Origin of the sequence: Azospirillum sp. B506 (assembly GCF_000333595.1) — a bacterium.
In the GTDB taxonomy this organism is placed as follows: Bacteria; Pseudomonadota; Alphaproteobacteria; order Azospirillales; family Azospirillaceae; genus Azospirillum.
On record NZ_BADK01000458.1, the window covers coordinates 1 to 12,069 of the forward strand.

The 12,069-nt window shown below is 66.6% G+C and carries 13 protein-coding genes and 1 pseudogene; 4 read left to right on the forward strand and 10 right to left on the reverse strand.

Features of this window, described 5'->3' with window-relative positions; translation table 11 throughout:
- Positions 1–518 (reverse strand): inositol monophosphatase family protein (locus I71_RS13790; protein ID WP_042695429.1); only part of this gene is annotated, 518 nt, incomplete at its 3' end.
- Between the two features lie 100 nt (positions 519–618).
- Complete coding sequence (gene efp / locus I71_RS13795) at positions 619–1,185, reverse strand: elongation factor P (RefSeq protein WP_042695430.1); 567 nt, start codon at positions 1,183–1,185, stop codon at positions 619–621.
- 355 nt (positions 1,186–1,540) lie between these two features.
- On the opposite strand from efp, the gene epmA reads away from it, so the two are divergent.
- Positions 1,541–2,608, forward strand: coding sequence for an EF-P lysine aminoacylase EpmA (gene epmA, locus I71_RS13800; protein ID WP_042695431.1), 1,068 nt, complete (start codon positions 1,541–1,543; stop codon positions 2,606–2,608).
- Positions 2,609–2,680: 72 nt separating this feature from the next.
- On the opposite strand, the gene I71_RS13805 is transcribed toward epmA, so the two are convergent.
- From I71_RS13805 to I71_RS13830, 6 genes are all read right to left on the reverse strand, one after another.
- Entirely contained in the window at positions 2,681–4,009 is a 1,329-nt protein-coding gene (locus I71_RS13805; protein WP_049976107.1) for an OmpP1/FadL family transporter, read from the reverse strand.
- Positions 4,010–4,253: 244 nt separating this feature from the next.
- A complete protein-coding gene (locus I71_RS13810; RefSeq protein WP_042695432.1) occupies positions 4,254–5,060 on the reverse strand; it encodes a TSUP family transporter in 807 nt (268 codons plus the stop codon).
- Positions 5,061–5,206: 146 nt separating this feature from the next.
- Entirely contained in the window at positions 5,207–5,878 is a 672-nt protein-coding gene (gene thiE / locus I71_RS13815; protein WP_042695433.1) for a thiamine phosphate synthase, read from the reverse strand.
- Between the two features lie 3 nt (positions 5,879–5,881).
- Entirely contained in the window at positions 5,882–6,811 is a 930-nt protein-coding gene (locus tag I71_RS13820; RefSeq protein WP_042695434.1) for a class I fructose-bisphosphate aldolase, read from the reverse strand.
- A gap of 169 nt (positions 6,812–6,980) precedes the next feature.
- Positions 6,981–7,217 carry a hypothetical protein gene (locus I71_RS13825; RefSeq protein WP_244433824.1) on the reverse strand — a complete coding sequence of 79 codons (237 nt, stop codon included), beginning with the start codon at positions 7,215–7,217 and terminating at the stop codon, positions 6,981–6,983.
- Positions 7,218–7,327: 110 nt separating this feature from the next.
- Complete coding sequence (locus I71_RS13830; protein ID WP_042695436.1) at positions 7,328–7,774, reverse strand: hypothetical protein; 447 nt, start codon at positions 7,772–7,774, stop codon at positions 7,328–7,330.
- Positions 7,775–7,973: 199 nt separating this feature from the next.
- Here I71_RS13830 and I71_RS13835 point away from each other — a divergent pair, with 199 nt between their 5' ends.
- Together I71_RS13835 and I71_RS13840 are read left to right on the forward strand one after the other, a co-directional pair.
- Positions 7,974–8,318, forward strand: a complete 345-nt coding sequence (locus I71_RS13835) for a type II toxin-antitoxin system HicB family antitoxin (protein WP_042695437.1) — start codon at positions 7,974–7,976, stop codon at positions 8,316–8,318.
- Between the two features lie 202 nt (positions 8,319–8,520).
- Entirely contained in the window at positions 8,521–10,209 is a 1,689-nt protein-coding gene (locus I71_RS13840) for a methyl-accepting chemotaxis protein (RefSeq protein ID WP_042695438.1), read from the forward strand.
- 72 nt (positions 10,210–10,281) lie between these two features.
- Here I71_RS13840 and gap read toward each other — a convergent pair whose 3' ends face one another.
- Both gap and I71_RS13850 read right to left on the reverse strand, forming a co-directional pair.
- Positions 10,282–11,289: a type I glyceraldehyde-3-phosphate dehydrogenase gene (gap, locus tag I71_RS13845; RefSeq protein ID WP_042695439.1), complete on the reverse strand. Its 1,008-nt coding sequence runs from the start codon at positions 11,287–11,289 to the stop codon at positions 10,282–10,284.
- A 60-nt stretch (positions 11,290–11,349) separates the two neighbouring features.
- Positions 11,350–11,883 (reverse strand): annotated as a pseudogene (locus I71_RS13850) (transketolase C-terminal domain-containing protein); the annotation flags it as partial.
- On the opposite strand from I71_RS13850, the gene I71_RS13855 reads away from it, so the two are divergent.
- A partial coding sequence (locus tag I71_RS13855) for a flagellar basal body protein (protein ID WP_042695441.1) occupies positions 11,884–12,069 on the forward strand: 186 nt, incomplete at its 3' end. It lies immediately after the preceding pseudogene.

Here is a 12,069-nt window from a genome sequence, read left to right on the forward strand (position 1 = left end):
TTCAGGAAGGTGGCATGGTCGCCGCGGCCCTTGAAGGGAATGCCGGTGGCGATCACGCAATCCTCAAGGCGGCGGCGCTCGGACACGCGCAGGCGGGTGTGGTTGACGAAGGCGCCGGCACCCTTCTCGGCCCAGAACAGCTGGTCGCCAATGGGGGCATAGATGACGCCGGCGACGATCTCGCCGTTGCGCTCGGCGCCGATGGAGATCGCCCAGTGCGGCAGGCCGTGCAGGAAGTTGGTGGTGCCGTCGAGCGGATCGACGATCCAGCGCGCCTCGGCGTCGCTGCCCTTCGACTCGCCGCTCTCCTCCATCAGGAAACCGAATTCGGGCCGCGCCTTCTGCAGCTCCTCGCGCAGGGTGCGTTCGGCCTTCAGGTCGGCGGCGGACACGAAGTCTGCCGGCCCCTTGCGCGACACCTGGAGGTGTTCGACCTCGCCGAAGTCGCGGACGAGACCCCGGGCGGCCTTTTCGGCGGCGCGGACCATGACGTTGATGAGAGCGGAGCGGGTGGCCATGGGTGTGGGTGTACCGTTTCGTGCAGCGGGAACCAGAAAACAATACACCGGCCTCCGCGCGTGGCGAAGACCGGTGATGGCAGGACGGACCTTGGAAGGATCAGTCCTTCGCGCGCTCGACATACTCGCCGGAGGCGGTGTCGACGACGACGCGGGTGCCGGCCTCGATGTGCGGCGGAACCAGGATCGACACGCCGTTCTCCAGCTTGGCCGGCTTGTAGGAGGAAGAGGCCGTCTGGCCCTTCACCACCGGGTCGGACTCGGTGATCAGCAGCGTGACCTTGCCGGGGATCTCGACGCCCAGCGGCGAACCTTCATGGCTCTGCACCGTGACTTCCATGCCGTCCTGCAGGAAGACGGCCGGGTCGCCGATGATGTCGCGCGGGATCGAGACCTGCTCGAAGGTTTCCTTGTCCATGAAGGTGAAGCTGTCACCTTCGGCGAAGAGGAAGGTCATCTCATGCTCGTCCAGGCGAGCGCGCTCAACGGTTTCCTGGGTGCGGAACCGCTCGATCGACTTGGTGCCGGTGCGAACGTCCTTCATTTCCAGCTGGATGAAGGCGCCGCCCTTGCCGGGCTGCACGATGGCGGTTTTGGTGATGACCCAGAGCTTACCGTTGTGCTCCAGCACATGGCCGGGGCGCATCGTGTTGGCATTGACCTTCATGGCTTACTCGTGACTTCCAGAAATACGGGCGGCGCGGACCCTACCAGCTTGACCGCCCATAGGCAACGGCGCGGAACGGTAGCGGCGCGCAATCCGCGCGATTGACGGGAGATTCTTCGCCAATCCGGTCCGCACAGTTTAGAACGGCTCCAGCGATGGGACGTTTGGAACGTTTGAAACGCTTTTGCCGGCTCTGTTCCCTGTTCCATTCGCTCCGCCCCTGCGGTTCGGCGGCGATGGGCGGAGTTTATCACTGGCGGCGGCTGTGACCAATGCCAAGCCGGCTTGAGTAGGCCGGCTGTGGGTGCTCTGATGCGGCCGCACCACTTTCGCCTGTCCAATAAGAGCGCTCCGCATGTCCGCCTCTCTCCGCTCCGCCGCGCTTCCCCCCTGGCATCCCGAGGCCCTGGCCCGTCGCCGGCCCTATCTGGCTGCGCGCGGCCGGGTGCTGAACGCCGTCCGCCGCGTGTTCGAGGAGTTGGCCTTCATCGAGGTCGACACGCCGGCCCTGCAGGTCTCGCCGGGGATGGAGCCGCATCTCCAGGCTTTCGCCACCGAGCTGCGCGGGCCGCATCCCGACGACCGCCGGCCGCTGTACCTGCACACCAGCCCGGAATTCGCCATGAAGAAGCTGCTGGTCGCGGGCGTGCCGCGGCTGTGGCAGCTGGCGCATGTCTACCGCAATGGCGAGCGGTCGGGCACCCACGCCCCGGAATTCTCGATGCTGGAATGGTATCGGGCGGGCGATGGCTACCGCACGCTGATCGACGATTGCCGGGAGCTGCTCCGCGCCGGGGCCGAGGCCGGCGGGCGGCGGACATTCAGCTTCCGCGGCATGAGCTGCGACCCCTTCGCGGCGTGGCGGGTGCTGACGGTGCCGGAGGCGTTCCAGGATTATGCCGGCATCGACCTGATGGCGACCTATGACGGCAGCCACGATCCCGACCCGGCCGCCCTTGCGGCGGAGGCCGCCCGCATCGGCATCGCCCCCCATGACGGCGACCGCTGGGAGGACATCGTCTTCCGCATCATGTTCGACCGCATCGAGCCGCATCTGGGCGAGGGCGTGCCCTGCGTGTTGACCGATTACCCGCTGTGCATGGCGGCGCTGTCGCGGCCGAAACCGGAGGAACCGCGGCTGGCCGAGCGGTTCGAGCTGTATGCCTGCGGGCTGGAACTGGCGAACGCCTTCGGCGAGCTGACCGATGCGGCGGTTCAGCGTGCCCGCTTCGAGGCGGACATGGAGTTGAAGGAGCGCCTGTACGGCGAGCGCTTCCCGGTGGACGAGGATTTCCTGGCGGCGCTGGAGCATGGCATGCCGCAGAGCAGCGGGATCGCCATGGGTTTCGACCGGCTGGCGATGCTGTGCAGCGGCGCAGAGAGCATCGAACAGGTGCTGTGGTTGCCGGTTGCGGGGGTATAGGGTGCAAGAATCTCCCTCTCCCCGGCGGGGAGAGGGGATTGCCGGATGGATGAGAGGGCAGACTGCCTTAGCTCAGAACGTGAACTTCGCCTGGAGACCGATCAGGTCGATGCTGCTCTTGTAGTCGACGTTCAGGTTGCCGCGGCCGGCTTCGGCGCCGGTCAGGTCGTCGGTGAGGGCGACCGAGGTCTTCGGGATGAAGACGTGGGAATAGGCGGCGTCGACGCGCAGATTGTCGGTCACCTGATAACCGGCACCGGCCGACAGCCAGTAGCGGTTCTGCTCCGGAATGCGGGGCGTGCGGTATTCGACGTCGACCGACCCCTTGTCGAAGGCGGCGCCGGCGCGCAGCGTCAGCTTGTCGGTCACCTTGTAGGAGGTGCCGAGCGCGTAGTACCAGCTGTCCTTCCAGTGCTCCTCCGTCACGGAATTGAGCGCCGGGTTGGCGACATTGACCCGCAATTCGCGGAAGCGCGACCAGTTGGTCCACTGCACGTCGGCCATCACCGCCCAGCGGTCGTTGACCTCGTGGTACAGGCCGATGGAGGCGATGTCCGGCGTGGTCAGGTCGGCGTTGATGCTCTGGCTGGGCAGGGCGCCGGCGAGCGAGGCCGGCAGGCCGGTGAAGGAAATGGTGCCGGTCAGCGTGTGCTTCACCGCCGAGCGGTAGGCGAGGCCGACGCGGGTGCCCTTCACCGGTTCGATCAGGGCGCCGAGTGTGAAACCCCAACCCCAGTCGTCGCCGGTCATGTCGCTCTTGACGTCGAGCGAGCCGGGGCGGCCGAGGCGGCTGGCGCCGAAGTCGGAGGCCTGTGACAGCTTGGCCTTCGCATACTGGATCTGGACGCCGCCGCCCAGCGTGATCATCGGGTTGATGCGGTAGGACACCGACGGCGAGAAATTATAGGTGCGCAGGTCGGAGCGGATGCCGTGATAGCGGCCGATCCAGTTGTCGCCGTAATCGGTGACCAGACCCCAGGGGCCGTTGGCCGACAGGCCGACCTTCAGGTCGTCATCGATCGAATAGACGAAATAGCCGGCGGGGACGACGGCGTCCTGGGCGATGTCTCCCGGCGAGGCGTTGCCGCTGATCGAGGTGCCGCCCAGCCGCCTGGCACGGGTGGCGCTGGCGCCGTCGACCTTCGATTTCACGATGACGCCGGTGGCGGTCTGCACCGCCTCGATCCCGGTCACCAGCCCCATGGTGGCCGGATTGTAGAACATCGAGCTGGCGTCGCCGTTGCCGCCGGCAGTCACACCGGCATAGGCGGTGCCCTGGCCGGATACGCTCTGCTCCTTCAACGCAAAACCGGCGGCAAAGGCCGTGGAGGCAATCGGCGCGGTCACCGCGATGGCAGCGGCGGCGGTCAGCAGTCGTGTCTTGAGCGTCGTCGGAGACATTCGTTCCTTCCCCAAATTGTGTTATTGACGCAATGATACACGAACTGACGCTTACGTAAAGGGAGTCGCACGATTTTTGTTGGCTGCACGAACAGTCTTGCGAAGCCTGCGGGAATTCGGAAGGTGAAAAGGAAATCGCGGGCAGGGGAGCGCAGCCGACCGGAAGGGATACTCCGGTCGGGGCGGGCGAATGCGGTGAAATGTCGCGGAACAGAGGCGGAAGGAGAGCGCCGCAGCGCCCCCGTCAGGCGATCCAGGCGGCGGCGGCGCTGAACAGTTCGCGCAGGATGTTGTGCTCGTCGGTCCAGACCAGCTTGGCGGTGATGACGATGGAGGCGACGACCAGCATCGGGCGCACGACTCGGGCGCCGTTGCGGATCACCATGTGGGCGCCGGCCTGGGCACCGATATACTGCGCAACGCCCATCAGCAGCCCGACCGTCCACAGCACATGGCCGCCGGCGATGAAGAACAGCAACGACGCCACATTGCTGGTCAGGTTCAGCACCTTGGTGTGGGCGGTGGCCTTGCGCAGGTTGTAGCCGAGCAGCGAGACGAAGGCGATGGCGAAGAAGGTGCCGGTGCCCGGCCCGAAGAAGCCGTCATAGAAGCCGATGCCGGTGCCGATGCTCAGCGCGAAGGCGTGTTCACCGATGCGCTGGTGGGCGTCGACGTCGCCGGCCTTCGGTGACAGCAGCAGATAGAGGGCGATGCCGATCAGCAGGATCGGGATGACGTCGCGCAGGAAGCTGGGGTCGAGCATCTGCACCAGCGTGGCCCCGGCCCCGGCGCCGACGAAGGTGCAGAGGATCATGGTGCGCATCGCGCCGGGATGGACCTCGCCCCGGCGGACGAATTTGATGGTGGCGGACAGCGATCCGAAGCTGGATTGCAGCTTGCCGGTGGCCAATGCCTCGGCCGGGGACAGCCCGGCGGCGAAAAGGGCGGGAATGGTCAGCAGGCCGCCGCCGCCGGCGATGGAATCGACAAAGCCGGCCAACAGGCCGACCGCGAACAGGATGCCCAGAGCCTCGGGCGTCAGTAGGTCCATGATTGTGTGGAAACCCGCGTAGATGCACCGCCGGCGGAGCCGGCCTATCCGTAAATCGGCGGAGCCGGCATACTATGATTCGGCGGAGCCTGCATGCTGTGTTTCAGCATGGCCGGTACACACAGAACCCGGCCGGCCTCCCGATGTCAGCCGGCCGGACCGGCGAGGGCAGCCTCGATGGCGGCGTTCAGCGCCCGGACCCCGGCGCCCGGACCTTGCGGATGGCCCCAGACGGCGTTGACCACGGCCAGGAAATCGGCACCCGCGGTGACCAGCGGCGCACAGTTTTCGGCGGTGATGCCACCGATGGCGACGCAGGGGACCTCCATCAGCTCCGACCACCAGCTCAGCAGTTCCGGCTCGGCCTTGTACTCGGCCGTCTTGGTGGCGGTGGGGAAGAAGGCGCCGAAGGCGACATAGTCCGCCCCCTCCTCGCCGGCGATCATGGCGAGATGGCGGCTGTCGTGGCAGGTGACGCCGACGATGGCATCGTTGCCGACGATCTTGCGGGCATCGCGATAGGGGGTGTCGGTCTGGCCGACATGGACGCCGTCGCAGCCGGCCTCCCGCGCCAGGCGCGGATGGTCGTTGAGGATGAAGGCGACCTCACGCTCCTGCGCGATGGGGCGCAGCACGTCGCAGGCGCGGCGGATGTCGTCCTCGGAGCAGTCCTTGAGGCGGAGCTGCACGCAGGCGACGTCGCCCGCATCCAGTGCTTCCGCCAGAAGCGGCGCGAACGCCGCCGGCTCCAGGGCCGGCGGCGTCACGAGGTACAGTCGGCAGGCAGGTTCCGCCTGCGTCGGCTTTCCCTTGGCCAAGTGTTACTCCCGGCCCTGGTAGATCTTCATGATCCGGTCGAGCAGCTTGAGGGCATCCTCGCGCGGGCGCTGGAAGGCGTTGCGGCCGATGATCGAGCCGTTGCCGCCGCCGTCGCGGATGGCGCGGGCGTCCTCGAACACCGCATCCTCGCCCTTGGTGGCGCCGCCGGAGAAGACCACGATGCGGCGACCGTTGAAGGTGCACTGCATGATGTGCTTCACCCGCTCCGCCTGGGTGGCGATCGGGATGTTCTTCGACTCGTAGACCTTCTTGGCTTCCGGCTGCTCCAGGTGGGCCGACGGCAGCTTCACCTTGATGATGTGGGCGCCCAGCAGCGCGGCCATGTGGGCGGCGTAGCCGATCACGTCGATGGCCAGCTCACCGTCCTTGGTGACGGCGCCGCCGCGCGGGTAGGACCACAGCACGGTGGCGAGGCCGTAGGACTTGGCCTCCTTCGACAGCTCGCGGAACTCCTCGTACTGGTTGTACATGGAGTCGGAGCCGGGATAGATGGTGAAGCCGATGGCCGAGCAGCCCAGGCGCAGGGCGTCCTGGACCGAGGCGGTGACGGCCTGGTCGGCGTTTTCCTTCTGGGTGGACAGCGAGTTGGCGCTGTTCATCTTCAGGATCAGCGGGATCGACCCGGCGAAGGTGCCGGCGCCGGCTTCCAGAGAGCCCAGGGGAGCGGCGTAGGCGTTGCAGCCCGCGTCGATGGCCAGCTGATAATGGTAGTGCGGGTCATAGCCCGCCTCGTTCGGGCCGAAGCTGCGGGCCGGACCATGCTCGAAGCCCTGGTCGACCGGCAGGATCACCAGCTTGCCGGTGCCGCCGAGCTTGCCTTCCATCAGGATGCGGGCGAGGTTCGCCTTGGTGCCGGGATTGTCGCTCTCGTAGTTGGCGAGAATTTCTTTGACGCGGCGCGTGAGCTTCATTGTGGCTCTTCCCCTGGGGCATTCTTGGAAATGGCGCCGTCTTAGCCCGGATTGGCCCGTTTTGCAACGGCGGGAGGGGCATAAAGCGGCCATTTGCCACGCCTGAACGGCCTAGGGCCTGCGGCCGGGGACGCGCCGGGCGGGGTGTTGCCCCCCCTCTTCCAAAGGGTTAGGGCAGAAGAGAACCGACGAGGGTGTAGAGACCGTAGCCGGCCCCGCCGAGCACGGCCCAGGACCCAGCCGTGAGGCCGACCCAGACGGCGATCAGCGGCAGTCCGCGCATCTTCTCAGGGCCGGGAAGGGGGCTCTGCCCCATCCGTTCGGCGTGCCGCCCGCTTGCGGCCTGCCGCGGATGAAGCGGGTGCGCGATGGGCTGGTCCGATGGGGTGAGGGAGGTGATGCTCATGGCGGGCTGTTCCGGCATCGGAGGGAGGGGTGTGTGTCACAAAAATATCCTTAGGCGACGTTACACCACCTTTGCGCGGCGGGGCTGTGCGAAAAAGCGGTAGGCCCGCTCTATCCTTCGGTCCGTGTCCACCAGCTGCGGCATAGTGCCTCCAGCCGTTCGGGACGCGCGTCTCCCCGACCTCCGGCGGCAAGGTCGAGCAGGGGCGGGCAACGGGTCAGCAGCGTGGCGCCCCGGGACGCGGCAATGGCGGCCAAGCGACCTGCGGCCTCCGGATGGCCGGTGAACAGCAGGATCGGCACACCCGCCGCCAGCGCCCCCTGCGCCTCCCCGGCACGGTCGCCGCAGTCGAGCAGGCCGGTCACCGCCAGCCCGGGATGCGCAGCGCGTGCCCGCTCCATCACCCCGAGCAGCCACAGCGCCCCCGCGGCCGGCGGCGCCATCAGGGCAAGATCGACCGCCGCCCTGTCGGCCGCCGCTGCGGCAGACAGGGCTTCACCGAGGTTGCGGATCAGGATGGGACGGGGGATGGGGCGGTGGAGCGTTGGATCGGTCATGGCGGGAACCGGCGGTCGAACGGGGAAGCGGGCACTCTACCCGGATGGGTCACGGGCCTCCACCCATCGGGCGGTTGAGAGAATTGAGGCAGGTCAAACCCTGCGATCGCAGTCCGGGAGTATGGTCGGTGATAGCGGACAGGGATGCGTGAGCGCCACCGGTCCGTTTCATTGGAATACCTCCCCCGGGAACGCCGCGATGATGGAATACAAGGGTTACAAGGCCCAGATCGACTTCGACAACGATGCGGGCGTCTTTGTCGGCGAGGTCATCAACACCCACGACGGCATCACCTTTGCCGGCCGGTCCGTGGATGAACTGCGGGAGTCTTTCCGGCGGGCGGTGGACGATTATCTCGACCTGTCCTGCGACATGGGAGGCGACGGCGAGCAGCCCTTTTCCGGCCGGCTCGCCATCCGCATCAACCCGATCCTGCACCGCGCGGTCGCCGATTGCGCCGAACGGGAGGGCAAAAGCGTTTCGGCCTGGGTCGCCGAATGCCTGGGACGCGCCGCGGGCGTGACAAACGTCAAGGCGGGATGACCATCAAGTTATATTTAACCAATCAGCAATGGGTGGTGCGAACTATGATGCGGTGGCAAGGCCGGTGGCCTCGGCTCGACTGGCGCGCGATCCGGTAGCGGCTGAAGCGGTTTTTTTACTCCAACGGAGGCGTCGGCTCTGTTGTGACGCGGCGGGAGCGAGGCTGGCGCCGCGGATCGGCCAACTCAGCGGGGAGAGTACCATGAGCGGTTTGAAAATTACTTTGAAGGCCAAGCTCTGGTGCCTGGTGGCCATGGCGGCCCTCGTGTCGATCGCACTGGCATCGGGAGCCCTCTGGCTCAACCAGCGCAGTTTGCTGGATGACCGCAAGGAGTTGCTGCGGGCCGTTATCGACGCTGCCCATGGGCTTGCCTCCGGCTACGAGGCAGAGGTCAAGGCCGGGCGCCTGACGCGCGAACAGGCATTCGACCGCTTCAAGGCCAACCTCGACACGATGTTCTACAATGGAAAAGATTATATCTTCGTGTTGAACACCGACTATCGCGTGGTGATCCAGCCCGCCAGGGCCGATTCGGTCGGCAAGGACATGAGCGGTGCCAAGGATGCGAACGGCGTCTTCTTCTCGCGCGAGCTGGTGGATTCGGCCCGTCGCGGTCGGGGAGAGTACGTCGATTACATGTTCCCGAAACCGGGTTCCGACGTTCCGGTGGCGAAGCTGGGCTACTCGAAGATGTTCGATCCCTGGCAGCTCGCGCTCTGCACCGGCGTCTACATCGACGATCTCGATGCCAAGTTCCGGAGCAGTCTCTGGGCGATGGTGGCCATGGTCGCCGGGCTGGCGCTGCCGGTCGTGCTGATGATCGCGCTGGTCGGACATTCGATCAGCCGGCGCATCCTGAGCCTGTCCAATGTCATGCGGACCCTGGCGATGGGCAATTTGACGCTGGATGTCCCGGAAACCGGACGCGCGGACGAGCTGGGCGACATGAGCCGCGCCGTCCAGGTGTTCAAGGAAAATTCCCTGGATCGCCAGAGGCTGACGGCGGAGCAGGTCGAGGCCGACCGCCGGGCCGAGGAGGAGAAGCGGCGCACGCTCGACCGCATGGCCGAGCGGTTCGAGGGGACCGTCGGCGGGATGATCCGTTCGGTGACCGCCACGACCGAGGAGCTGGGCCGGAAGGTGCGGGCCATGTCGGAGTCGGCCGAGCAGACCAACCATCTGGCCAGCGTGGTCGCCAGCGCCAGCGACGGCCCCGCCGCCAATGTCCAGACCGTCGCCGCCGCCACGCAGCAGCTGAGCAGTTCGATCGTCGAGATCGGCCGGCAGGTGTCGGACGCCAGCCACGTCGCCACCGATGCCGTCGCCATTGCCCAGCAGGCGAACGGCCGCATCGGCAACCTCGCCGACGCGGTCGACAAGATCGGCGCCGTCGTCGGGCTGATCAACTCCATCGCCGGGCAGACCAACCTGCTGGCCTTGAACGCGACCATCGAAGCGGCCCGCGCCGGGGAAGCCGGCAAGGGTTTTGCTGTGGTGGCGAGCGAGGTGAAGGCGCTGGCCAACCAGACGGCCAAGGCAACCGAGGAGATCGGCGGGCAGATGACCGCGATCCAGGCGGTGACCGGTCTGGCGGTGACCGAGATCCAGAATGTCGCCGCGGTGATCGAGCGTCTGAGCGGGATCGCCACCGCAATCTCCGCCGCCGTCGAGGAGCAGAACGCTGCCACCGCCGAGATCGCCCGTTCGGTCCAGCAGGCCGCCGCCGGCACCGGCGAGGTGTCGAGCAGCATTTCCGGGGTCACCGTCGCGTCCGAGCAGAGTGGCCGCACCGCCCGCGAACTGGTGCAGGCACTGGGCAAGATGTCGGAAGCCGCCGCCGGGCTGAACGCGCAGGTCGGTGACTTCCTGGCGACGGTGCGGGCGGCGTAGAAACCGCTGCTGCCACAATAAAGAAGGGCGCCTCCCTTGCGGAAGGCGCCCTTCTTGCTGTCGAAGCGAGGCTTACTTGGCGTTCGCCATGGCGACGGCGGTGTCGCTCATGCGGTTCGAGAAGCCCCACTCGTTGTCGTACCAAGTCATGATGCGGACGAAGTTGCCGTCGATGACCTTGGTCTCGTTCAGCGCGAAGATCGAGCTGTGCGGATCGTGGTTGAAGTCGGTCGACACCAGATCCTCGGTGTAGGCGGCCAGAACGCCCTTCAGGGCGCCGTTGGCGGCCTCGGAGATCGCCTTGGTGATCTCCTCGACCGAGGTGGCGCGCTTGGACGTGAACTTGAAGTCGACGACCGACACGTTCGGCGTGGGCACGCGCATGGCGGTGCCGTCCAGCTTGCCCTTCAGTTCCGGCAGAACCTTGCCGACGGCCTTGGCCGCACCGGTCGAGGTCGGGATCATGTTCAGGGCCGCCGCGCGGGCGCGGTGCAGGTCCTTGTGGTTGGTGTCGACGATCCGCTGGTCACCCGTGTAGGAGTGGATCGTGGTCATGAAGCCCTTTTCGATGCCGACCAGATTGTTCAGCACGAAGGCCACCGGCGCCAGGCAGTTGGTGGTGCACGACGCGTTGGAGACGATCCTGTGCTCGGCGGTCAGCTTGTCGTGGTTGACGCCGTAGACGACGGTGATGTCCTCGTCGGTGGCCGGGGCCGAGATCAGCACCTTCTGCGCACCGGCTTCCAGATGCTTGGCGGCATCGGCGCGCTTGGTGAAGATGCCCGAGCATTCCATGGCGATCTCGATGTTGAGATCCTTCCAGGGCAGCTTGGCCGGGTCACGCTCCTGCACGACCTTGATCGAATGGCCGTTGACGATCAGCACGCCGTCACCGGTTTCGATGGTGCCGGGGAAGCGGCCGTGGACGCTGTCGTACTTCAGCAGGTGAGCGTTGGCCTTCAGATCGGCGAGGTCGTTGATCGCCACGACCTCCACGTCCTTGCGGCCGCTCTCGTAGATGGCGCGCAGAACCAGACGGCCGATGCGGCCAAAACCGTTGATCGCTACCCGTACAGCCATGACTTCCTCCAGTTGGATATGGGGGCGCCCACGATCGGCCGGACGCCCCGTCGGCTTCTCTCAGAGACGCGCCTTAACGGCGTCGACGACCGCTTCGGCGGTGATGCCGAAGTGCTTGTACAGTTCCTGGTAGGGGGCCGATTCGCCGAAGCCGGCCATCCCGATGAAGGCGCCCTTGTCGCCCAGCCAGCGGTCCCAGCCGAGACGGATCGCCGCCTCGACGCCGACGCGCACGCCGGTGCCCAGCACAGACGCCTTGTACGCATCGTCCTGGCGCTCGAACAGTTCCCAACTCGGCATAGACACAACGGCGGTGCCGATGCCCTGGGCCTGCAGGGCCTTGCGGGCCTCCACCGCCAGCGACACTTCCGAGCCGGTGGCGAGGATGGTGGCCTTGCGCTCGCCCTCGGCTTCGACGATCACGTAGGCGCCACGGGCCGACAGGTTCTCCGCCGTGTGCTCGGTGCGCAGGGTGGGAACGTTCTGGCGGGTCAGCGCCAACACCGACGGGGAGCCGGTGGCCTCCAGCGCGATCTGCCAGCATTCGGCGGTCTCGACCGCGTCGGCCGGGCGCAGCACCAGCAGGTTCTGAATGTGGAGGTCATCTCCAACAACATCGCCAACATCAACACCACCGCCTTCAAACGCTCGCGGGCCGAATTCCAGGACCTGATGTACCAGGCGGAAAAGCGCCAGGGCAGCCAGTCGACCGACAGCGGCACCATCGTGCCGACCAACGTCGAGGTGGGCTTGGGCGTGCGGCCGACCTCGTCAACCGCA